Source organism: Microcoleus sp. B3-D2, assembly GCF_036705345.1.
Lineage (GTDB): Bacteria > Cyanobacteriota > Cyanobacteriia > Cyanobacteriales > Microcoleaceae > Microcoleus.
This window is the reverse complement of the sequence record NZ_JAUBUG010000046.1, coordinates 14,639-38,063: the sequence shown is the minus strand read 5'-3', so window position 1 is coordinate 38,063 and position 23,425 is coordinate 14,639. Positions and strand designations below refer to the sequence as shown.

General features: G+C 45.2%; 20 protein-coding genes and 1 riboswitch. Of the genes, 10 read left to right on the top strand and 10 right to left on the bottom strand.

Annotation, left to right across the window (positions count from 1 at the left end; all coding sequences use genetic code 11):
• Window positions 1-66: 66 nt before the first annotated feature.
• Together QUB14_RS18140 and QUB14_RS18135 are read left to right on the top strand one after the other, a co-directional pair.
• Window positions 67-552, top strand: a complete 486-nt coding sequence (locus QUB14_RS18140) for a glutathione peroxidase (RefSeq protein WP_190738599.1) — start codon at window positions 67-69, stop codon at window positions 550-552.
• A 492-nt stretch (window positions 553-1,044) separates the two neighbouring features.
• Complete coding sequence (locus tag QUB14_RS18135) at window positions 1,045-1,506, top strand: VOC family protein (RefSeq protein WP_333218440.1); 462 nt, start codon at window positions 1,045-1,047, stop codon at window positions 1,504-1,506.
• 93 nt (window positions 1,507-1,599) lie between these two features.
• On the opposite strand, the gene QUB14_RS18130 is transcribed toward QUB14_RS18135, so the two are convergent.
• The 4 genes from QUB14_RS18130 to QUB14_RS18115 all read right to left on the bottom strand — a co-directional run bounded on the left by QUB14_RS18130 (window position 1,600) and on the right by QUB14_RS18115 (window position 7,766).
• On the bottom strand, window positions 1,600-4,185 hold the full coding sequence (locus QUB14_RS18130; RefSeq protein ID WP_333218441.1) for a PAS domain S-box protein: 2,586 nt from the start codon (window positions 4,183-4,185) through the stop codon (window positions 1,600-1,602).
• A 131-nt stretch (window positions 4,186-4,316) separates the two neighbouring features.
• Window positions 4,317-4,628, bottom strand: coding sequence for a hypothetical protein (locus QUB14_RS18125; RefSeq protein ID WP_333218442.1), 312 nt, complete (start codon window positions 4,626-4,628; stop codon window positions 4,317-4,319).
• 507 nt (window positions 4,629-5,135) lie between these two features.
• Window positions 5,136-7,274 (bottom strand): ATP-binding protein, encoded by a 2,139-nt coding sequence (locus QUB14_RS18120; protein WP_333218443.1) that lies wholly within the window; start codon window positions 7,272-7,274, stop codon window positions 5,136-5,138.
• 147 nt (window positions 7,275-7,421) lie between these two features.
• A complete protein-coding gene (locus tag QUB14_RS18115) occupies window positions 7,422-7,766 on the bottom strand; it encodes a slr1659 superfamily regulator (RefSeq protein WP_190662465.1) in 345 nt (114 codons plus the stop codon).
• A gap of 454 nt (window positions 7,767-8,220) precedes the next feature.
• On the opposite strand from QUB14_RS18115, the gene cynS reads away from it, so the two are divergent.
• The 3 genes from cynS to QUB14_RS18100 all read left to right on the top strand — a co-directional run bounded on the left by cynS (window position 8,221) and on the right by QUB14_RS18100 (window position 10,932).
• Window positions 8,221-8,664 carry a cyanase gene (gene cynS / locus QUB14_RS18110; protein WP_190662463.1) on the top strand — a complete coding sequence of 148 codons (444 nt, stop codon included), beginning with the start codon at window positions 8,221-8,223 and terminating at the stop codon, window positions 8,662-8,664.
• Between the two features lie 227 nt (window positions 8,665-8,891).
• Window positions 8,892-10,274, top strand: coding sequence for an ATP-dependent protease ATP-binding subunit ClpX (gene clpX, locus QUB14_RS18105; RefSeq protein ID WP_333105768.1), 1,383 nt, complete (start codon window positions 8,892-8,894; stop codon window positions 10,272-10,274).
• 70 nt (window positions 10,275-10,344) lie between these two features.
• Complete coding sequence (locus QUB14_RS18100; protein ID WP_333218444.1) at window positions 10,345-10,932, top strand: type IV pilin-like G/H family protein; 588 nt, start codon at window positions 10,345-10,347, stop codon at window positions 10,930-10,932.
• A 31-nt stretch (window positions 10,933-10,963) separates the two neighbouring features.
• On the opposite strand, the gene QUB14_RS18095 is transcribed toward QUB14_RS18100, so the two are convergent.
• Together QUB14_RS18095 and QUB14_RS18090 are read right to left on the bottom strand one after the other, a co-directional pair.
• Window positions 10,964-12,238: a serine/threonine-protein kinase gene (locus QUB14_RS18095; protein ID WP_333218445.1), complete on the bottom strand. Its 1,275-nt coding sequence runs from the start codon at window positions 12,236-12,238 to the stop codon at window positions 10,964-10,966.
• A gap of 198 nt (window positions 12,239-12,436) precedes the next feature.
• Complete coding sequence (locus tag QUB14_RS18090; RefSeq protein WP_333218446.1) at window positions 12,437-14,482, bottom strand: protein kinase domain-containing protein; 2,046 nt, start codon at window positions 14,480-14,482, stop codon at window positions 12,437-12,439.
• Window positions 14,483-14,751: 269 nt separating this feature from the next.
• Window positions 14,752-14,898, top strand: a riboswitch (cobalamin riboswitch).
• 22 nt (window positions 14,899-14,920) lie between these two features.
• On the opposite strand from QUB14_RS18090, the gene QUB14_RS18085 reads away from it, so the two are divergent.
• From QUB14_RS18085 to QUB14_RS18070, 4 genes are all read left to right on the top strand, one after another.
• Entirely contained in the window at window positions 14,921-15,331 is a 411-nt protein-coding gene (locus QUB14_RS18085) for a DUF1636 domain-containing protein (RefSeq protein ID WP_333218447.1), read from the top strand.
• Between the two features lie 368 nt (window positions 15,332-15,699).
• The gene (cobW, locus tag QUB14_RS18080) at window positions 15,700-16,734 is read left to right on the top strand and encodes a cobalamin biosynthesis protein CobW (RefSeq protein ID WP_333218448.1); all 1,035 of its coding nucleotides are present in this window, start codon (window positions 15,700-15,702) and stop codon (window positions 16,732-16,734) included.
• 182 nt (window positions 16,735-16,916) lie between these two features.
• On the top strand, window positions 16,917-17,888 hold the full coding sequence (locus QUB14_RS18075; RefSeq protein WP_333218449.1) for a GTP-binding protein: 972 nt from the start codon (window positions 16,917-16,919) through the stop codon (window positions 17,886-17,888).
• A 189-nt stretch (window positions 17,889-18,077) separates the two neighbouring features.
• Window positions 18,078-19,133: a WD40 repeat domain-containing protein gene (locus QUB14_RS18070; protein WP_333218450.1), complete on the top strand. Its 1,056-nt coding sequence runs from the start codon at window positions 18,078-18,080 to the stop codon at window positions 19,131-19,133.
• A gap of 282 nt (window positions 19,134-19,415) precedes the next feature.
• On the opposite strand, the gene QUB14_RS18065 is transcribed toward QUB14_RS18070, so the two are convergent.
• Complete coding sequence (locus tag QUB14_RS18065; protein ID WP_333218451.1) at window positions 19,416-20,252, bottom strand: metal ABC transporter permease; 837 nt, start codon at window positions 20,250-20,252, stop codon at window positions 19,416-19,418.
• 160 nt (window positions 20,253-20,412) lie between these two features.
• Window positions 20,413-21,132 (bottom strand): metal ABC transporter ATP-binding protein, encoded by a 720-nt coding sequence (locus QUB14_RS18060; RefSeq protein WP_333218452.1) that lies wholly within the window; start codon window positions 21,130-21,132, stop codon window positions 20,413-20,415.
• Between the two features lie 90 nt (window positions 21,133-21,222).
• Here QUB14_RS18060 and QUB14_RS18055 point away from each other — a divergent pair, with 90 nt between their 5' ends.
• Complete coding sequence (locus tag QUB14_RS18055) at window positions 21,223-22,299, top strand: metal ABC transporter solute-binding protein, Zn/Mn family (protein WP_333218453.1); 1,077 nt, start codon at window positions 21,223-21,225, stop codon at window positions 22,297-22,299.
• Between the two features lie 285 nt (window positions 22,300-22,584).
• Here QUB14_RS18055 and QUB14_RS18050 read toward each other — a convergent pair whose 3' ends face one another.
• A complete protein-coding gene (locus QUB14_RS18050; RefSeq protein ID WP_006631574.1) occupies window positions 22,585-22,845 on the bottom strand; it encodes a DUF7219 family protein in 261 nt (86 codons plus the stop codon).
• Window positions 22,846-23,133: 288 nt separating this feature from the next.
• The gene (locus QUB14_RS18045) at window positions 23,134-23,301 is read right to left on the bottom strand and encodes a metallothionein (protein WP_333218454.1); all 168 of its coding nucleotides are present in this window, start codon (window positions 23,299-23,301) and stop codon (window positions 23,134-23,136) included.
• Window positions 23,302-23,425: the final 124 nt, after the last annotated feature.

The following is a 23,425-nucleotide window of genomic DNA, read 5'->3' as shown; positions in this document are numbered from 1 at the left end:
ACCTCTAGACAAAATTGTAGCGAATTGCGGTAAAATTGTGGTGGTCAAATTTAAAAGTATTTGAAAATGCCCAGCACAATCTCCGACATTAAAGTAAAAACGATCGCAGGCGAAGACAAGCAGCTAGGAGAGTACGCTGGCAAGGTACTCTTGATAGTTAATGTAGCTTCCAAATGTGGTTATACACCTCAATACAAAGGGCTCGAAGAATTGAGCCAGAAGTACAGCGCGGCTGGACTCCGTGTTTTAGGATTTCCCTGTAACGACTTCGGAGGTCAAGAACCCGGAAGTAATCCAGAAATCGTCAATTTTTGTACTACAAAATACGGCGTCACCTTTGAATTATTTGACAAAGTACGCGCTAAAGGCACTCAGCAGCACCCGCTGTACGCTAAGCTTACGAATGCAGTCGATCCCAAGGGTGAGGTTTCCTGGAATTTTGAGAAATTCTTAGTTAGCAAACAGGGTGAAGTGGTTGCTAGATTCCGCAGCAGTGTTGGCCCCGATTCGCCCGAACTGATCGCTGCTATCGATCGAGAATTGGCAAAATAAGAAGTTCGGCAAATAAGCAGCGTACAGAATTTAACGGATTGAAGGGATGGATGTTTAGGGAAGACGGAAGAAATTAATAGGCTTTTTTTATAAGAAGTTAAGAGCTAATTTTTTTCTGGCGCTCTTCCCCATTGTGTGCAAGCACTCAACCATGAACAAATACCGATAATTGTATTTAATTGGAGAACGATTTAATTTAATGGAAAATACATCGGGATTAGATTTAGTGGTAGGTTTACTTGCCTTCGCAATTCTGGCAGGTGGTCTGGCAATGCTATTTGTAGGCGTGCGATCGTTTCCTAAAGAAAAATAATACTAATCGATATGATGTGCGATCGCACGACCTGAATAAAAGTCTTTGTAGCGAGGGCTGAAGTCCTCCTAGAAATCGGAGGGTTCCAGCCCTCACTACCCACTTAAAATGCTTATTTTACAGCAGAGGATCTGAATAAATCAAACTAGATTCAATTTGAACATTCGCAATTGAAAATCATGCAAACTACCGAAAACAACGTCAAAATTGCTCTCGCGCCGGGGAATTTGCGCCGCGTTCACCATATCGCTTTAAACGTGCGCGACATGAAAGCTTCCCGTCACTTCTACGGTACAATTCTCGGCCTGCACGAACTAACAGGTGCAGAAATTCCCGCAACTTTAACAGAAATGGTAGCCGCTGGTCAAGTCGCGAATTTCGTTACCCCTGACGGCACTGTTATTGACTTATTTTGGCAGCCCGACTTAGAACCGCCAAATCCAGACCCGGAGAAAGCTTTTACCCGCGCCAACCACTTAGCCTTCGATATAGATCCGGATTTGTTCGATCGCGCTCTGGAAGTGCTAAAGTCAAATCAAATTGCGATCGACAGCGGCCCCGTCACTCGCGCTACAGGACGCGGCATTTACTTTTACGATCCTGATGGATTTATCATCGAAATCCGTTGTGATGCAGTTTAAACAGTCGCTATCTGGTTCTTGGCAGTCAGGGTGCACCCTACATTTACTCTTTGGAGCGTGGCGCTCCGCAAACATCCTACCTTTAAAGTTGTTTTATTTTCCATCTTGGCTAATAGGTTGCTTGGGCCAAGTAAACCGAAAAGTTGCTCCCTCACCTTCGGCAGATTCGAGGGAAATACTGCCCCCTTGACCTTCGACAATTTTTTTCACCAGCGACAAACCAATCCCAGTATTTTCTACTTTATCGCGAGCTTCCAAGGTCTGAAAAATCACAAAAACTTTATCGTGATATTGAGGAGCAATCCCCGGCCCGTCATCCTCTACAGAAAACTCGTAAAAATTATCTAACTCTTTAACCGATATTTTTACATAACCCGATTCAGCTCGGTTATGCTTAATTGCGTTGCTAATTAAGTTAGAAAAAACCTGCTGTAGCGGCAATTTTTCGGTGACAAAAGTTGGCATTCCCGGTTCAACTTTCACCTCAAATTCAGGCGGCGGCGCCAACGAATCAATAATTTCTTCTAATAAATTCTCAACTTTTACCATTTCTGAAGGCACTTGAATCCGTCCGACGCGGGAATATTGCAGCAGTCCCTCAATCAAACCTTCCATGCGGTGAACTCTGCCGCGCAGCAGGTTCATTTGGTGCAGAGTATCCTCTGTCATCGACTCGCTTAGGTCTTCTTCTATCCAACTGCTGAGATTTGCGATCGCCCTGAGCGGCGCTTTCAAATCGTGAGAAACTACATAAGCAAACTGGTCTAATTCTTGATTCCGCTTCCTTAAAACATTCGTCGTTTGAGCCAGATTTTGGGCTGTCAACCTCAATTCTTGAGCGCGCAACCGCAGCGATTCCTGCACTTTTTTGCGCTCCCTAATATCTTCTACCACACCCATCAGAAACTGACTGCCATCTTGTTCTCGCAGCAGCGAAACCGTTAAGTTTGCCCACACCAACTCTCCCTCTTTGCAGATGTAGCGCTTTTCCAGAGAGAAATTTTCAATTTCTCCTGCTAACAATTGGCGCAAAAGTTCCAGTTCGCTTGCCAAATCTCCGGGCCAAGTAATGTCCTGAAATCTTTTCTCTCCCAATTCTTGGCGGCTGTAGCCCAAAATTTCGCAAAGTTTTTGATTGACTAACAGAAATTTGCCTTCCACACTGGTTTGAACCATGCCGACTGCCGCCTGCTCAAAAGTGGCGCGAAACCGCTGCGCGCTTTGGGCCAAAGCAATTTCTGAGCGTTTGCGATCGCTAATATCGTTGCTGATTTCCAAAATAGCCACGGGTTGATTTTGATCGTCATGCTGCAAAGTCCATCGGCTTGCCACCGTTATTTTTGTGCCGTCTGCCTTGGTACGCACCAGTTCCCCTTGCCAAGAACCCCGCTCGAAAAAGGCTTTTTGAATTACCTCAAAAGGTTGAGTCCATTCTGTTTGTAAAAGCTGGTGAATATTTTTTCCTATGGCTTGTGACTTCCGCCAGCCGTAGAGCCACTTTGCCCCCGAATTCCAATAAGAAATCGCCCCGTTCAAGTCTAGTACCGCGATGGTATCGTTTGCCAAATCCAGCATTTGCGCTTGCTTTCGCAGAGTTTCCTCGGCTTGTTTCCGTCCTCTGGCATCGCGGCAAATAGCAATAAACAAGTGTTGATTTGCCAGACGCATTTCGCTGATAGCTAACTCCATCGGAAACTTAGTTCCGTCGTGGTGAAGTCCAACTGTTTCTTGCTGGTAAGTCTTCAGCGTAGTATGGGGATGTAACACAAAATATTCGATTGAATAATCCCCCACGCTGCTGTTCGGCTGCGGTTGAGCTATCAGCCGCCGCAGGTTCGAGCCAATTATTCGATCGGCTTTCTCGCCAAAAATCTCTTCTGCTGCCCTATTAAAAGACTCAATATTTCCCTGTGCGTCCAAAGTAATAATACCGTCAGCCGCATTGTCTACTACAGCTTGAATGCGAGTTTTACTTTCTTCCAAGCCAGCTTCGCGCTTCCTCAATTCCTTCTCTAAACTATCAAATAAATACCAGGAAGCCCCTGCACCCAAACAGCCGGAAAGCAAACCCGCAACTTGCACAAAATTAGTGAAATCTATCAAACCTCGTCTTTGCTGATCTAGATCTTTCTGGTAGGCTTCGCCGGCCTCATAAAAGGTATTAATTTTTGCGCGCAGGTTATCCCTCCTCAATTTGCCTTGAGTGAACACCTCAATTATTTCCGGCGACTGCACGCTTGTTGCCGAACTGTCGAGCTTATTCAAAGTGTTTTGCAAGAAATTTATATGCTCTTCGGTACTTTTTTTTATACCTTCAAATGGCTGAGCTTGCAGTGGATTTTCTTGAACCATAACCTTGAGTTCAGCCAGTAGCGGAGGCAAACTCTTCTTGGCTTCTAAGTAGGGTGAGAGAAATTGGCGGCGCTTCGTCAACCCGTAACCTCGAATGCCCGTTTCCGCATCCACCACGAGGGTTAACAAGCGGTTAGTTTCCTGAAGTATTTCCCTATTAGTATCTGCTCGCTCTCTTATCTCTAGAGTAATCTCCCGGAGGCGTGCAATTGCTAGCAGCGAAGCAAACAGAAGAATCATGGGAATAGCAATGATGACTGTTCCCCGCTGGCGAATTGGTCGCTCTGTCCATACAAAGCGGAGGCAGCGATCGAGCAAATACTTCACGGATATTGAAGGAGAAAGTTTGCTGCCAGTATATCGCTTTTTGGCTGTTTAGGCTATGGATAAGTTTGTTTTGTTTTGTTTGACGAGCGCCGGGGACTAACCGTGGAAACTAGATTAGACCCCTGCGATAGCTACCTGCTGACACTAACAGCAGATTTTTTGGCACGGTGTTTAAACTGAGGCACGGAGAAAGAAAGGACTTTTTTCGACACCGAGACAGCAGGCGAAGCAGAAATGATCGTTTCTGCTTTACCTTCGTTTTCGCCTTCGGCTTCTGCTTTTAAACTAGAGTCTGTTTCGCAAGTGTTTGGAACACTTGTAACTACAGTAGTCCACCTGCCTGTAGCCGGATCGCGATAACAAGTAAAAGGATTTATTTGTAGCGGTTGACTGCAAGGTTTAATCATGTAGATGCACTCCTTTGATTCTGAGAAATTGTGCATTGCTTTCAGCAGCAGTGCTATCTCGCCTGTAGAAGCAGTATGAAGGTAAAAAGCAGAATTGTGTTTCTGCGTCCAGAGACTTTTGAAACTTCCTGATTTCCTGTTAACTTTTGCCTTCTACTGCTTCGCGACCATAGCATTACTTTTACCAAATTGCCCTTCTGGAAGCAACCCCCCACCCCCTTAATTAGGTTGAGGTGGGATTTGTAAATGCAGCGAGGCGCCCGATCGTGCCTGCAGGACAATTTTGGGATAATATACGTATTCTAGGCTGAAAAAAAATGCTACTGTGTGATCGACAACAGAGGTCGATCGCGATCGGTGTCACAATTAAAAAGCGAATGGGTAATTGGTAATGGCTAATTGGTAAGGGGGGAATGGGTAATTGGGGAATTATTCCCTCTTTTGCCATCCGTTAAATCCGTTAAATCCGGTACAAAATTCCTGGCAAAACCCCACCCGTTAAATCCCTTAAATCCCCTACATTTCTAGTTGCCCAACTTGCTTTTAACTAATATCAACTTCTGCCTTTAAGTGAACAGTAAAAGTAGAGCCAACATCCAACTGACTCTGAACCGTGATATCGCCGCCCATCATCTGACAAAACAAGCGGCTAATGGCCAATCCTAAACCGGTGCCGCCGTACTTGCGAGTAGTCGAAGCGTCCCCTTGAATAAAAGGTTCAAACAAACCCTGCTGCTGTTCGGCCGACATTCCAATCCCCGTATCAGATACCTGCAAATAAACCCAATCGCTCCCGCCTGCTGGTTCGCGAGTCGCGCTCAACAGCACCGTTCCACCTTCGGTAAACTTCAGGGCATTGGATAGCAAATTAAACAGAATTTGCTGGACTTTAGTCAAATCTGCATACATCACTCCCAAATTTTCAGAGCAAGAAACTTGCAATTGATTGTGATTTTTTTCGACCAAAGGGTGCAAAGTTGCAACGACTTCTTCTATTAAATTACTGAGGTCAAATTTTTCTAAATAAAGCTCCATCCGACCGGCTTCTATCTTAGAAAGGTCTAGAATATCGTTAATTAAAGTCAGCAAATGTTTGCCGGCGTTATAAATTTTTTGGGTATCGGGAATGATGTCTTCGAGTCCCGATTCCCGTGCTTCTTCTTGTAGCATTTCGCTGTAACCGATAATCGCGTTTAGCGGTGTCCGCAGCTCGTGGCTCATATTGGCTAAAAAAGTGCTTTTAGCTCTCGAAGCTGCTTCAGCTTTGTGTAAGGCTTCTTGCAAGGCTATTTCGGCTCTTTTGCGCTCGGCAATTTCGATGCGGAGCAGTTTATTGGCGGTGGTGAGTTGAGCGGTGCGCTGATCGACGGTCATTTCTAGCTGCGCTTTGGCTTTGGAGAGTGCTTCCTGAGCCCGCTGGCGCTCAAATCCTTCGATCGCCAGCGCTACCAAATTTGCCAAAGAATCAGCAAAGGTGCGCTCCTCCAGAGCCCACTGGCGGGGCGCGCCGATATGTTCGAGAGAGAGGATGCCCACGATCTGCCCGCCGAGCCTAATTGCTACATTTAATATGGATGAATTGGGCTTGCTGGCATTTGGCAGCACAGCGGAATGTTCGGCTACCGAAGATGAGTGGGACAAATCTGTTTGTAGAGATTTTTGAGTCTTTGTCGTAGGTTCTAAAGCATTGTCCGATCGCAAATTTTCGCCCGGTGCGTCGCCTTCAACATCTAAACTTGATAAATTTAAATCGCTTGCCGATATGGACTCCCGGCTCAAATGATTCTCTTGGGTGCGATCGTACAAGTCGAGACAAACTAATTTGAGGTTGGGGGTTTTAAACTTAGAATGATTAACCCCCTCGTCTTGCTCTGGGGCAGCGGCCTCTTTATCGAGTGGCCCTGTTTGGCTGTGGGCGATCGCTCTCTCGGTAAAATTTAGCTGAGGATTGATCGGGTAGCGAGTTCCAAATCTTCCCTGGTTGTAAAGCCAGACGCTGACTTTTTCCACATCCAAAGTCCGGGCGGCCGCCTCGGTAATTTCGCGAATTCCCACATTCAGCGCACCGCTATTGAGAGTCCTCTGCCTACCTAGCTGCAACAAAGCCAAACTCTGGCGGCGGAGCCGCTTTTCGCTCTCTTGGAGGGTTTGTTCTGCTTCCTTGCGCTGGGTGAGGTCGTACAAGGCGCATAATGCCGTCTGCTGACCGTTAAACATCAGCGACTCAACCGAGATCATCGCCCAGAAAGGGGTGCCGTCTGATTTTTTGCAGTGGAGTTCGTAGTTTTGGAGGTATCCGTTTTTAGCAAGTGCCTCAAGTACCTTTGGGCGATCGGCAGGGTTCAAGTAAAAGTCTGGAGTGCTGCAGCCGATCAATTTTTCTAGGGGTATGTTCAGGAGAGAAGCCAATTGAGCGTTCGCATACATAATTAAGCCGTCACAGAGGCGAGAAACTAATATCGGCACGGGAGTTGCCGAGGCGATCGCCCGAAACTGCTCTTCGCTTGAACGCAGCGCCAACTCAGCTTTGCTCAGCAAGTGAGCTTCCATCGTATCTGAATGTTCGGTGGTAGTCTCCAGCAAAAGTTCTAGGTCAACCTTTTCGCGCTTCAAGTTTTCAAGTTCCGCACTCAGCCGCTGAACGTCGAAAAGTAGCTGTTCTGTCGATGGTTCTTCCTGCATAGCAATTGAAAATTGGTAATTTTTAGTCTGTTCTGAAGTTTTTTACGGTTTTGTGCTAGTTTAACTATGACTTATTCCGATTAACTTCAGCCACCCTCATCCTGGTTCCCGGACTTAGCCGGGGATTCATCTTTACCTTTTTCGCTACTATTCCAATTCTAAGTGCAAGGAAGGCATCAGCCGCTGCAAGTTTTTCAGGGATTTTATCTGCCAGGGGATCTGTTTAGAACCTTTGATGGCGATTTGAATATTTTTTTGCTGGCGCACTTTGATCACAAATTTTGAGACAATATTCATTCCAGAACTATTTAAAAATTCTAGCTTTCGCAAGTCTAGAGTCACCGTGTTTGGGCAGGAGTCAGCCACTTCGTTGAGCAGATCGACGATCGGTGCGTATTCTTCCACCTGGCTGAGTCGGAACGAGCCGCTACAGGTGACTGTTTGCGTAGCGCGATCGTACTGGAGCGTGTAATCTTTGGTCTGAATCTCCATACTTTTGTCAGTTGCCGGTTTTGAGTGTAAAGGGGCTTTGCCTGCGTGAGCGAGGATTGAGCTTCAGGCTAGCACGATCAAAATTCAGCCGTTTGCCGAATGCCGAAGGTATGTGCGTGTGTAACTTTTATTACATATACTGCCAACTGTACCATTGTCGCAGGGCTGTTATGAGTTATTTTAGGATTTCTCAGTTGTATCAGTTGTGGTACCAGTTGGCAAAAAGAATGCAACTGTTGACTAGCTCTCAACCCTGGTAGTCATCAGTCATTGCCAATCTAACATCTCAAATCTCAAATCTCAAATTGTATGAGTTGTGGGGGTTAACGAGACCAACTTTTGCTGAAGTTCCGAGCTATCAATTCGATTTTTATTCTCAAATTAGTATTGACAAAATCACCAAAATGTGAGAAATATTGCACATCTGACACTGAAGTGAAAGGGAGAATATTTAATGGCAATTTCAGGAATTACAGAAAAGCTTTTGGCGGCTAAAAAAGCTAAGGGAATTAGTTTTGCAGATTTGGAAAAAGTTTTGGGGCGCGACGAAGTTTGGATTGCGGCGGTTATTTACCGTCAAGCTACCGCATCAGAAGAGGAAGCCGAGAAAATTGTCTCGGCTTTGGGACTAGATAGCAAGACGGCTGCGGTTCTCTGTGAACCTCCGTTAAAAGGTTCTTTGGATGCCTCGGTTCCAGTTGACCCTCTGCTTTATCGATTCTATGAAATAATTCAGGTTTACGGGATGCCGCTCAAAGCAGTGATACAGGAAAAATTTGGTGACGGGATTATGAGCGCGATCGACTTTACTATGGATGTCGAGAAAGAAGCAGACCCAAAAGGCGATCGAGTGAAAATAATTATGTCGGGAAAATTTTTGGAATACAAAAAATGGTAAGCCCGGGCCGCTTTACTTTCAAGTGAAAAATAAAAATTCAAATTGGCTCGAATGACTCATGACTAATGACTAAAGCCTCAAAAGTGTTAACTTAGAAATAGAGATCGCGAAGCTTGACTGGCTTGGGTGTCCGCTCGGGAAACCCTTCTAGGGCAAAGCTAAGGTCGCTCCCGTGGCAACTTCCCCAGTAGAAAAAAGCAACCGCAACCGTAAAGTAAGAGGCAAATATGTCAAAATATGACTCCCATCTCAGATGCTCGTTTTGCGGCAAGTCGCAAGAGTACGTCCGCAAGTTAATAGCTGGGCCCGGCGTCTACATTTGCGATGAATGCGTGGAACTGTGCAATGAAATTTTAGAGGAGGAGTTCTTTGACTCCAGTAAAACAATTGGTCAACAGATTCCCCAATCAGAGGTGCGAGAGTCTCAGGGACAAGGAACGCGGCGCCCGGGTCGATCGAATAAATCGAAAATCGTTTTAGCTCAAATTCCGAAACCAACAGAGATTAAGCAGCATTTAGACAACCACGTCATCGGTCAGCATTCAGCAAAAAAAGTCCTTTCTGTAGCAGTTTACAACCACTACAAGCGCTTGAGCGTTGACCAAGCTAAAGATAGCGACAAGTCTTCCCCTGACAGCGATGTAGAACTGCAAAAATCCAACATCCTGCTAGTCGGGCCCACAGGTTGTGGCAAAACTTTGTTAGCGCAAAGTTTGGCGCAAATGCTCGAAGTGCCGTTTGCGGTAGCGGATGCGACGACTCTGACAGAAGCTGGATATGTCGGCGACGATGTAGAAAATATCTTGCTGCGGCTGTTGCAAATGTCCGATTTTGATGTTGAAGCGGCGCAACGTGGCATTATTTATATTGATGAAATTGACAAGATTGCTCGCAAAAGCGAAAACACTTCGATCACTAGGGATGTATCAGGAGAAGGAGTGCAGCAAGCGCTGCTAAAAATGTTGGAAGGAACGGTGGTTAACGTGCCCCCGCAAGGCGGCCGCAAACATCCTTACCAAGATTTTATTCAAGTTGACACGAGCAAAATTCTATTTATTTGTGGCGGTGCTTTTGTCGGTTTGGAAAAAATAGTTGAACAGCGTTTGGGTAAAAAATCCTTGGGCTTTATTCAGCCAACGGAAAGCGACAGCAACTCGACTTTGCCGGCGAAAGACAAGCGGGCCGCTGATATTTTGCAGCAGGTACAGCCGGACGATTTAGTCAAGTTTGGTTTGATTCCTGAGTTTGTGGGGCGGATTCCGGTGGTGACGGTGATTTCGCCGCTGGATGAGGCAGCTTTGATGCAGATATTGACTGAGCCCCGGAATGCGCTGGTAAAGCAGTATCAAAAGCTGTTGAAGATGGACAGCGTGGAATTGGAATTCCAGCCGGAAGCGCTACGGGCGATCGCCCAGGAAGCCTATCGACGCAAAACTGGCGCGAGAGCTCTCCGCAGCATTTTAGAGGAGTTAATGCTGGATGTGATGTACGAGTTGCCTTCTCGCAAGGATGTGGCTAACTGTATGATTACTCCTGAAATGGTCGAGAAGCGATCGACTGCTGAATTGCTGTGGCATCCCGCATGGCACAAACAGCACGAAACTGCATAATTTATAGTTTGTAGGGTGCTTGTGGGGCACCCTACAAGCTTGGCAAATTTACTTTATGGCAGCTTAAAAAATGTCAGTCAATGTAGCTAAAGTCAGTAAAAAATCGAGATTGCCAGTATCCAGTTTGCTGCCGAGGATTGCAATTTACAGCGCGGTTATGGCTGGCATAATAGCGTCTTCTTACGATTTCAAACTCAATATGATCGGCTCGTCAAGCGGTAAGAGATATTCAGAAAACCCACAAGCTATTTCAAGCATCAATAAAGGGCAGGAAGCTTACTATGCAGAGTACGGTCAATTTAGCGATTCCATTGCAGAATTGGGTCTGGGAATTAAAAAACAGACCGAGAACTATCATTACACGATCGTCTCATTCATGGGCCCGGTTCAAACTAGGCACAATCACCGCGAACCAGCACAATTTGAAAGCGCGATCGCTATCGCGATCGCCAAACCGACAGAGAGGAACCCCCCCAATAAATCCTACACTGGCGCAGTATTTGCTTACAAAGAAAAGGGTAGCAATCTAATAAGAACTATTCATGCTATATGCCAGAGCGATCGGGAGAACGCAAGTTATGCAGAAATTTGGAGTCCGCCAACTTTTGACGGCAAACAAATTCACTGCCAGCCCGGAACAACGTTATTGCAAAGATGACGAAGAAATTAACTGCCAGCCGGGAACAAGGTTAAGGTAAGACCTTGAAACTATTTTGCGTCACTTTTTGACCGTCTAAGTAAAATTGAAACTGCCAATTGCCAGGTTTGTCATCTTTTTGAAAATTGTACCAGCACCAAGTATTTAATCGATCGCCCGTCGTTTTTAAATAAGATTGACTCTGGGCTGCGAATAGTCCTTGAGGGTTGACAAGCTTACAATAACTTCTATATTCTCCTTCTGGCAAGTTAGCAGCACTTACAGCAAAATAGACTTTTTTCTTTTGCTTCAAAGACCAAAAATATCTAGTCTTTGTCGATTCTAATTCGTCAGTCAACATCACTTGAGTCTGAGGATTTAACCTTACTGCGTTGATTACTGGTTTGATATCGACTGCTGTTTCAGGTTCTGGAAATTCCCAGAGCAAAGGAATAAAAATAGCAGCAATTGCTGTTAATAATCTGACTGATATCAGTGCGAGTTTTGACTTGTTACGCTGCTGAACTACCTCTAGGGGAATCAAAGCATGGAGGGCAGCATCCGCCGAAGGATAGCGGTGTTTGAAATTGGGTTCCACCATTTTTTGCAGCCAGTCAAGAAACTCTGGAGTTAGCTGCGGCAAGCGATGTTTAAAATTAATCCGCCCGGTATCGTCCATCAAACTGCCAACTTCGGTAGAATTGATGCCGATTAGCAAGCAAATTAGCGTCGCGCCGAGACTGTATAAATCCGATGCAACAGTTAGCTGCCGATTGAACATTTGTTCTGGCGGCATAAAGCCCAAAGTGCCTTTAACAACGCTGCTGGCGGCCACTTCTCCCCCGCCGATTCTAGCAAATCCGAAATCGACAAGGCTGACATCCATCCGGTCATTTACTAAGATATTTTCGGGTTTTAAATCTCTGTGGATGACTGGCGGAACCCGATTTTGCAGGTATTTGAGTATTTCTAAAACAGAGATAGCAATTTGCTTGATTTGTTCGGGCTTCCAGCGGTTAGAATTTGCCAAGGAAGGGGCATTTTTGTATTCTTGCACCATGCAGAAACCCGATGCAGTTGGGAAGGAATCTAAATAGCGGGGAATGCTAGGATAGTCGAGTTCTCGCAAAATCTGAATTTCTTGTTCGCACGCTTGATATTGAGCCCAATTAGCGCCTGTTTGGGCAAATTGAAATTGTTTGACGGCGACGGAACGTTTGGTATTAATTTCGGTAGCGAGATAAGTAACTCTACCGCCAGCGCGATTGTGTCCGAGTTCGCGGGTTATTTGATAGCCGTAGTTGGAAAAGTCAGGAAAAGCATTCATAGGTAAAGAGTTGATAGTTGATAGTTAGTGGTTGAGAGTTGTGATAGTTAATAGCGAGGTTTTTAAGAGTTGGATTTAAAGCGAACTCTCGAAACAATCCGCCAACAACAGGCAGGAATGCAGACTCTTAATGTTGGGTAAGGTTTTTAGTGAGGACTTCAGTCATTGAGGTTGAAAGTCCTTGCTGCGAAAAAGTTTTTACGGTTTAATTAAATTTGGTCGGGATTTGCGATAGTTGGCAAGTATTCTTTTTGGTTTAAAAACGAGCGAGTCAATTAACGGAATTCCAGTGACGGCTAGAGATGTCATTGTTGTTACTCCTACAACTAATATTTCTCTTGGTTCAACCCATTCTAATTGAGATTCCAAGTTTGAATATAGTAGAAATGCTACTGACAAACTCATACAAAATCCGGCAGTAAGAAAAGCTCTTTTGGTAGCATCTACTTCAAGAATTTGTCTGGCTATCTGCTGGTCAATCAGCTTGTTAAATACCGAATTGACTATCTTGTAAATCAGGGATGCCAGCGTTAGAATCCAGAAGACTATGAAGCTATCAGCATACAATGAAAATGATAAAAGCAGCATAATAACTGCTACTATCGTAACCTTTTTGAGCGTAACATTTGTAATCCTTCCTAGTATTAAGGCTCCCAATAAAGTTACTGCGAGCGAAGCCAGCACTGACCCAGCATACACAAAGCTCATTAATTTATAATCGATCGTACCCTGCGCGATATCAAAAAGAATACTGGTTAATCTGCTGCTAATAACACTATAAAATATCAATCCTATTAACCCTCCACATAAAGCTAAAAACCAATTAAAATCATATTTGTTTAATTTGGCTGCAATGGCGATTTCGGCGACTGAAAATCCTAAGAAGCCACTCGTAACACTGATGGGAAGCATGATAGTAGTAGTCCCAAAATGCCAAAAGAAGCCACCCGGCGAAGAGAGGAAATTAGGAATTTCACTCAAGAAAAGTATCAAAACTATTAACAGCAAACCGTACATACAAGTTGGTGGTAAAATCAAACACCACATAAAAGTCAGCCTGAATACCGACAAAAAATTAGTTTTCTGCGGTACGGGCAGCGGGGCTGTTGTGACTTGCAATTCTATTGTATGAGTTTCTGGTTCAGAATTTGCGCGCAAGATGATTTGGCGGTTGTAAGTTTGACTTTCCAGCAATTTGCTCGTATCGACGGCGATTTTGCACTCAATATTATTGCTTTCAAATGCCTGCGGTTCAAAGGAAATCCAAGAGTGGTCGTAGGGCGTGTGGGGCGGATCGTTCGGATGCGGCGCGACTTCCCACCTGCCACAAAGTATTGTATGGGGAATTGGATTGCTAATGGCAATCGTCTGTGTTAAGATTTCTCCATATTCAGTAGCAGTGAATTGAATGCGATCGCGCTCAATTCTCACTTTCGGCAAGCTGCTGACATCCAAAGATTTTAGCGCAGTTAAAGCATCCGCAGCCGATGGATATCTGTCTTGCAATCTCGGCGCTACCATCCTCTCCAACCAATTCATCCAACCCTGCTGCAATGGCGGTACTAAATGCCGGAAATGAATGCCATAATTGGCATCAACTAAATTACCGACATCCGCAGATTTCGTACCAGTTAACAAGCAAATCAGCGTTATCCCCAAGCCGTAAAGGTCGGATGCTTTGGTTAATTCTCGGTTGAACATTTGTTCCGGTGGCATGAATCCCATCGTGCCTTTGACGACGCTGCTAGCCGCGATATTTCCACCTCCTAGCCGAGCAAAACCGAAGTCTACTAAATAAACATTGAGTTCGTCATCTATTAACAAGTTTTCTGGCTTAATGTCGCGGTGAATTATCGGCGGTTTATGAGATTGCAGGTCAACTAAAATCTCTAAAGTTGCGATCGCAATTTGCTTGATATCCGGCGGCGAAAAAGTCCGCGCGACAGCAGATTCGGCATTTTTGTATTCCTGCACCATGCAGAAACCGCTGTCAGTTTGAAAAGAATCGAGATAGCGGGGAATGCCCGGGAAATCCAGTTTTTGCAAAACTTTAATTTCTTGTTCGTAAGCTTCATATTCTGCCCAGCTAGCACCTAATTGGGCAAATTGAAATTGCTTAATTACAACTATTTTTTTAGTATTCGTATTTTTCGCTAAGTATGTAACTCGGCCGCCGAGACTGTTGTGTCCGAGTTGTTTTTCAATCTGATAGCCGTGAGTGGAAAAATCGGGGGAGGCGTTCATATAGTTTGTAGTAATGTTCTTGTGGGAGGGGCATCTAGCCCGTCATTAACAGGCAAGATGCCTGTTCCACAAACAGTGATTTTTTTTGGGATGGGTTTCTATCCTGTCAGCAACAGGCAAGATGCCTGTTCCACAAAGAGTTATTTTTTTTTGTGGGGTTATATCCTGTCAGCAACAGGCAAGATGCCTGTTCCACAAAGAGTTATTTTTTTTTTGATGGATCGAGATTACCAACATAACTTTTTTCCAAAAAGGCGGCAAGTGCGGTATGATGTGATTTCGCGATCGGTTCTAGCGGGGAGCAGCCGTTAGAGGAAACGGGGAAAGTTCGGTGCAAGTCCGGCGCTGTCCCGCAACTGTAATGAAACCGTTGTGGTTTCTCAAGTCAGAATGCCCGCCGATATCTAACTCACTTTGGAACGCATCTGCGAGGTACGGATGATGGATGGAATTAATGCGGCTGTACGCACAAAGCACAGTCTACTTGTTTGCACTGCTTGCGCTAGTGTTTGGAAAAACGGCAAGCGCGAAGGCAAAAGCGGCGGTCAACAATTCATGGAAAATTTGTCGCAACTCGCTAAAGATTGGGAGTTTTCTGATAAGTTTGAGATTCAAGAGGTTGAGTGCATGAGTGCTTGCAGTCACTCTTGTGCGGTGTGTTTTGCTGCTGTGGGGAAGTACACTTATCTGTTTGGCGATTTACCAGCAAATGAGTCGGAAAGCGTCGAGGCTGTACTCGAATGCGCGGGTCAATACTATGCTAAACCGGACGGTTTGTTGCCTTGGTCTGAGCGTCCTCAAGCTCTCAAAAAAGGCGTTTTAGCAAAGATTCCACCGCTTCCTAATTAGAGTTTTTCTTGTTTTTAGGATCTGCCCCTTGGTGACAACTTAACGTTCAACCCACCGTCTCTCTTGTTTTTATCGAAATCTAGATCCCCCCTAACCCCCCTTAATAAGGGGGGGACAAGAAATATTCTCAAAGTCCCCCTTCTTAAGGGGGATTTAGGGGGATCTAGACTTGGCCGAAAAGCGATTTTTCTTGTAGGCTTCAGTCTTAAGTTGTCACATACTATCTCTGCCTGGTAACACATACCTAGAGGCTCTGCCTCCTATTAAAACGGATCTTTTATTCCAGCGAGGCACAGCCTCTTGATTAGCATTCCCAGGCTCTGCCTGGGAACGAGATATCCCATTACCAAATAAGCACAAAATTATCAATGCACAAAATTCCTGTTACTGTCATCACTGGTTTTCTCGGTAGCGGCAAAACTACCTTAATTCGCCACTTATTGCAAAATAATCAAGGTCGCCGCATTGCTGTTCTGGTTAACGAATTTGGCGAAATTGGAATTGACGGAGAACTGCTGCGCGATTGTCAAGTTTGCGACGAAGAAGAAAATGTCAGCAGCAATATTGTAGAACTAACAAATGGTTGTCTTTGCTGCACTGTTCAAGAGGAATTCTTGCCGACTATGCAGGAATTGTTGAAGCGTAAAGAACAAATTGATTGTATTGTAATAGAGACTTCTGGCCTCGCACTTCCTAAACCTTTGATTCAAGCTTTTCGCTGGCCGGAAATTCGCACGGGTGCTACTGTAGACGGTGTTGTTGCTGTTGTCGATTGCGAAGCTATTGCTAGCGGTACTTTTGTCGGTGATATCGATGCTTTGATGGCACAGCGACAGGCTGATGATAGTTTGGATCACGAAACTCCGATCGAGGAATTGTTTGAAGACCAGTTAGCCTGTGCCGATATGGTACTTTTGACTAAGGTCGATCGCGTAGATGCGGAAACTCACAAGAAAGTCCAAAGCTGGTTGCAGCAAGAGTTGCGTCCTAGTGTGAAAATTGTGCCTTGCAAAGGTGGCGAAATTAACCCTGATGTGCTCATGGGATTTAATGCGGCGGTTGAGGATGATTTGGAGTCTCGCCCGAGTCACCATGACACAGAGGAGGAACACGAACACGATGATGATATTAACTCGACTTTCTTTATTGCCGATCGCGAATTTGAACCTGAAGCTTTGGTGAAAAAACTGCAATCCTTGATGCAGCAGGAGGAAATCTATCGGATTAAAGGGTTTGTGGCGGTTCCCAAGAAACCGATGAGGATGGTGTTGCAAGGTGTGGGATCGCGGATAGAATATTTTTACGATCGTCCCTGGCAACCTTCGGAACTCCGCCAAACCAAATTAGTGCTGATCGGTCGAGAGTTAGAGCGCGATCGAATAGCAGCTATGATTAACAATTAATTGTCATCTGAGAGGGGCGGGTCGATCGATATTTTGAATTGCAGCAAATATTATTGGTAAAACTCGCCCCTACAAGCTCTCACCAACAATTTATTAACATTATTTAATATTGTGACCACGGCCAGCAAGTCTAGTGTAGAATAGCGATAATGGTTATCATTGTACAATAATCGAGGTCAAGTATGGTGACTGCTGGGGCGATCGAATCAGTTCCTGTTACCGTTCTCACGGGCTATCTGGGTGCAGGAAAAACCACGCTGCTCAACCGAATTTTAACAGAGGAACACGGCAAAAAAGTTGCAGTCATCGTCAACGAGTTCGGCGAAGTAGGCATCGACAACCAACTGATAATTGATGCCGACGAAGAAATTTTCGAGATGAACAACGGCTGCATTTGCTGTACAGTCCGAGGCGATTTAATTCGGATTATCGGTAACTTAATGAAGCGGCGAGACAAATTCGATCACATAGTCATCGAAACCACAGGTTTAGCCGACCCCGCACCTGTAATTCAAACATTTTTTGTAGACGAAGATATGCGGGACAAATTGCTGCTAGATGCAGTTGTCACCGTAGTCGATGCCAAGCACATCTGGCAGCACTGGGACGCAGACGAAGCTCAAGAACAAATTGCATTCGCCGATGTAGTTTTGCTCAACAAAACTGATTTAGTGACTGAGGAAGAATTGGCAGAATTAGAAAAGCGAATTCGCGCCATGAATGCAATGGCAAAAATTCACCGTACCCGCAACGCTGAATTAGCAATGGATGCTTTGTTGGGCGTTAAAGCATTTGATTTGAACCGGGCATTAGAAATCGAACCCGACTTTTTGGGCGAACACACTCACGAACACGACGAAAGTGTTACCTCAGTAGCCATAGTAGAATCCGGCGCCATTGACCGCAACAAATTTAGCGATTGGATGGAGGAATTGTTGCGAACTCAAGGCCCGAATATATTTCGGACAAAAGGCATTTTGAATGTCGCCGGAGACAACCAGCGATTTGTTTTCCAAGGAGTACATATGGTGTTCGACGGCAGGCCGGATAGGCCTTGGAAAGCTACAGAAACTCCGAAAAACGAGCTTGTATTTATCGGTCGCGACTTAAACGAAAATCAATTGCGAGAGGATTTTCAGAAATGTCGGGTTTAACTGACATATTGAAGCATTTTTAATAAGCCTTTTAGGAACAGGCAAGATGCCTGTTCCACAGGAATAAAATTCATTTCTTGTGGAAGGTAACAGGCAAGATGCCTGTTCCACAGGAATAAAATTCATCTCTTGTGGAACGGGCATCTTGCCCGTTTTTAAGAATAGTGCAACATCTCAGATTCAATAAATATGGCTAACAAAAAGACCAATAAAAGTGAACAAACCCTGCAATTTCACGCTAAAGAAATGCTGTCTGACTACGTAACTTCTGTTACTTGGTCGCCGGATGGTACAACTTTAGCAGTCTGTTCTGCTGCGGGCGAAGTGATGCTGGCGAAAGTAGGGGCAGTTAATGAATTGTCCTTGCAAACGCTACAAACTGCCACGGGTAAATCAGCCGATTGCTTGTCTTTTTCCCGCGACAGTCAATTCCTAGCTGCTGGCGGACAAGATGGAAAAGTGCGAATTTGGCGCGTTAATTCTGGGGAATTAATTGCTGATTTGGATAACCAGCGCGTCTGGGTTGATAAGTTAGCTTGGAGTCCCAACTGCAACCAGTTAGCTTTCAGTATGGGCCGCTACGTTCAAGTCTGGAATGCTGAGGATAATGTTGTTGAAGTAACGCTGAATTTCGACTCATCATCTATCTTAGATTTAGCATGGCATCCTATGGTTCAATATCTGGCAGTTAGCGGCTATCAAGGCGTCAAAGTTTGGCATGGCGAAGACTGGGACGAAGACCCGGAAATTTTATCAGTACCCTCCGCAACAGGTGCAGTTTCTTGGTCGCCACAAGGGGAATTTTTAGCTTGCGGCAATATGGACAATACTCTAATTGTTAATGAATGGGGAAATTTTGAACCCTGGGTAATGCAGGGTTTTCCGGGGAAAGTTCGGCAGTTAGCTTGGTCGGATAAAACTAATTCCTTGGGTGCGCCTTTGTTAGCTGCTGCGAGTTCGGAAGGCATTTCAGTGTGGGAAAAACACGCTGATGAAAGTGTCGGTTGGGATTCGTGGGGGTTAGAAGTGCATGAAAAAGTTGTAAATGCGATCGCGTTTCAACCTAACACATTTTTATTAGCTTCCGCAGCCGCAGACGGTCAAGTTTGTTTGTGGGACGAAGCAGAACAATTGCTGCAAATTCTAGAAGGTGCAGAGGGCGGTTTTTCCTGTCTCGCATGGCATCCCGAAGGCCAGTTTCTCGCCGCGGGCGGCTGTGGAGGTGAATTGCTGGTTTGGTCATAAATCTATGCGCGACAAAGAGTTCGGGGGCGCTAAGTTGTCATAACGGGCGCACCAGTTTGACCAAAACATAAAAATTAAAAACTTGGTCTTGACAAAATGCTAAATTACAATAACATTTTAGTGACTGCACTGATCGACAATTATCACCCAACAGCAATTTCTCGAACAACTCCACAGTATTCTCGACCAAAACCACCTGCTGAAACACCCGTTCTACCAAATGTGGAACGAAGGTAAACTCGACCTCGCAATCGTACAACAGAGAGAGTGCGTCCAGGACTGTTATCCTCTCTTTCTTGTCAAAATTCCTTGACTGGGGCTCAACAGCAAAGCCCCTAAAAATAACCCAAAAATAACTAATACAATTGCCGCACCCGATGGCATATTAAAATAATAGCTGAGATACATACCAGTCACGCTAGCTGTAATTCCAATAATTGCTCCCAATCCCATCATTAAATGTAGCTCTTTTACCAACAAATACGCCGTTATTCCCGGCCCGATTAACAGCGAAATTACTAACAGCGCCCCCACAGTTTGCAAACTCGCAACAATCGTCAGCGTAATCGCCGAAATCATCCCCAAATAAATCCAGTTTACAGGCAAACCGGACGCTTGCGCCCCCAGCGGGTCAAAAGTATAAAAGAGCAATTCTTTGTAAAGGAGTTTAACCGCTACCAAAATAATCAAAGTTATGACAAAAGTCTGCTGCACGTCAGCAGGTGCAACTGACAAGATATTCCCGAACAAAAACCCGTCTAAATCTAATTTGGTTGTCCGCAACAGGCTAATTAGCGTGACGCTAATTGCTAAGAATGTAGATAAAATTAATGCCATCACAGCATCAATTTTTAAACGAGATTGGGATTGAATCCACGCCATAATTACCGCGCTGATAATTCCCGATATAAACGCGCCGATCGAAATATTGAAACCTAAAGAAAAAGCTACTGGCAATCCTGCTAATACTGAATGGGCAATCATGTCAACCATCATTCCCATTTGCTGTACAATTAAATAGGAACCCACAACGGCGCAGAGAATTCCTAGCAAAATGCCGACGCCGATCGCATTTCGCATGAACTCGAATTTGAGTGGCTCAATTAGTAGGTTTAACATTGAATTAGGTCAATAATAGGATTTTTTCAGCTACAATCAACTGCACAGGCGGGACGCCCGTGCCACAATCAACTGCACAGGCGGGACGCCCGTGCCACAATCAACTGCACAGGCGGGACGCCCGTGCCACAATCAATTTTAAAGATAAATCTTTTTTTGCTTACGCTGAAACTAAACTTAAATCGTATCCATAGGCTTTTTGAATATTGGCTGCGGTGAGCACTTCCCGGCAGGAACCAGTTGCAATTAACTGCTTATTTAGCAATAATAAATTGTCGTACTGTTTTAAAGTTTCGCCTAAATCGTGGCTGATTACTAGCAATGTTTTATTTTCAGCTTTTAGTTCGGCAAAAATATCGAAAATAATCTCTTCGGTTGCTTTGTCGATCGCGTTAAAAGGCTCGTCGAAAAAGAATAAATCGGCTTGTTGCGCGATCGACCTTGCTAAAAAAATCCGCTGCTGCTGGCCGCCAGACAGTTCGCCAATTTGCCGATCGCGCAAATCCCACATTCCTACCCGCAGCAAAGCAGCTTTCACCAATTCTTGCGACTGCTTCGAGGGCGATCGAAACCAACCAGTCTGGACAGTTCGCGCCATCATCACCGCATTCCACACCGTAATCGGATAATCCCAGTCAATTTGCGATCGCTGCGGCACGTAAGCCACCCGCGACAACTGTTCCTTCAGCAACCGCCCCTGATATTTCACCAAACCCCGACAGGCCGGGATTAATCCCAGCATCGCTTTCACCATCGTGCTTTTCCCCGCGCCGTTGGGGCCGAACACACCGGTTAATTGCCCCGATTCTAACTGGAAATTCACGCTGTTGAGGGCCGCAATTCCTCGATAATTGACAGCCAAGTCTTGCACTTCTAGCATAATTAGAGATTTTGAGAACGATTCTTGTTCGTAGCTACTAGAATAGGATAACTCGAAAAAGCAATAACGATTATCGTTCCAAAGGTGAAAATGTTAAAGAACTTGGCTGGAAAAACCCGCAGATTGTGGGGTACGGCTGTTTTGGCAATTGGCTGCGGAGTGGTTGCGTGCAGTGGAGGACAGAACGCCAGCAATCGGGCGCCAGAGAGTCCAGCCACAACTCAAACTCAAGCCAGTCCCGGTGGCAACTTGCCCAAAGTCGTGGCTACGACGGGTGTTATCTGCAACCTAACTAAAGAAATCGCTCAAAGTTCGATCGACACCACCTGTCTGATAGAGCCGGGAGACGACCCTCACGCCTATCAAACCAAGCCGGAAGACCGCAAAGCGATTGAAACAGCAAATCTGATTTTATACGGTGGCTACAACCACGAACCCAGCATCATTAAATTAATTCAATCCAGCAGTAATCCAGCGCCCAAAATCGCCGTCCACGAAGTCGCCGTTCCCAAACCGCTGATGAGTCAACACGAGCACGAACACGGTGAAGAGAAAGCGGAAAACCAACCCCACGCAGAAGGCGAAAAAGTCCCTGACCCTCACGTTTGGCATAATCCTCAAAATGGCCGGCGCATGGTAGAAACAATTCGCGATGAATTGATCAAAGTTTCCCCCAACAATGCTCAACTTTATACAAAAAATGCAGCAAGCTTAACAGATGAGTTGCAAAAAATAGATACTTGGATAAAAGCTCAGATTGCGACTATTCCCGCAGAAAAACGCAAGTTAGTAACAACTCACGATGCTTTGAGTTACTATGCCGATGCTTACGGTTTGGAGATTGCTGGAGCTTTGCAGGGTGTGACAACAGAGGAACAGCCCACCGCAGCAAGAATTGCCGAATTGTCCTCAGAAATTAAGACCGCAGGAGTGCCGACAATTTTTGCCGAAACTACAACTAATCCGAAGTTGATGGAGACTGTAGCGAGGGAGGCAAATGTCGAAATTTCCGACAAGGAACTTTACAGCGACGAGTTGGGCGGCCCCGGCACCGGTGCTGATACATATCAGGGAATGCTGAAAAATAATACTTGCGCGATTATTTCTGGCCTCGGTGGTAATTGTACTTCCTTTGCAGGAGAAACTGCACCAAATCCCAAACCATAGAATTTCTAAAGTGCGCCTACTAGCAAGCACTTTATATTTCAATACGGTTCAGTTAAGCTCGATCCCCCCTAACCAAGGGCGGGCACGGGGGCACCGCCCCTACTAAGGGGGGGACAAGAACTTACTCTTGCGTCCCCCTTCTTAAGGGGGATTTAGGGGGATCTCCGAGGAATAAATAGTTTTAACTCAAGCGTATTGCCTTACCTTTGCTGGGTACGCAGCAAAACGCAGCGTTTGCAAGCGCAGGGGTTTTCGATTGCAAACGCTGCGTTTGCTGCGATGACTTTAAGGTGAATTTTGCTCCTCGGTACTGGGTGGTTTTTGGCCAATTCCCAATTGCTTCTTAGAGGATTTTAAGTCTTTCCAAAGCATCTTAATATCTTTATAGGCTTTCTCAGCGCTAATTTTCCCCCCTGTTTCCAGCGAGCAAATATAAGTTATTTTTTGAGCAAACTCCTGCAAGTTGGCATTAAACGCCAAGTTTTCTGGCGTGAAATCACCGTAGTAGCGATTGCGAGGATGTAAAAAATCTTCCCGCTCTTTCATTGCCCCCTCCTAATTAAACTTTTGGTATTCAACTTTTGGTTCGGTCTCTGCTGTGAATAGCACTATTTGTACTCTGTATCGCGGCGCTAACTTGCTTCTATTGTATTGCGTAAGTAGCAATTGTGCTTTTTCGCTCTGTATTTAGTCTATTAATGCAGTCTTAACCTTAAGTTAGCTTTATCTTAACTTTTCTTTAACCTAAAAGCAAAAAATAGGGAAATGCGCTGTTCGCATCTCCCTTTAGATATATTTGGCAGTTGGTGATTAACCTTTTCTGAAGCCGAATATTTATTTGTGGCACTCGCAGCCGGTGTGGCCGCAGCCTTGGCCGTTGGGGTGGCCGTCAGCGCAAGCACTGGAACAGTATGTTTTGCCGTTTTTTTCAATGGCTTCGCTGGGGCTGACAACGCACGAACATGAAGGACAGGCACATTTTGTTTGGGTGGCAGTAGTCATTTTAGATTTTCCTCGTGGGTTTGTTTGTCTCTACTAATATCTGAACACATATTCAGATATTAGTCAAGGGAATGTAAAAACTTTGTTACAAAAGGTTGGCCGATCGCACTAAAATGAAAATGAG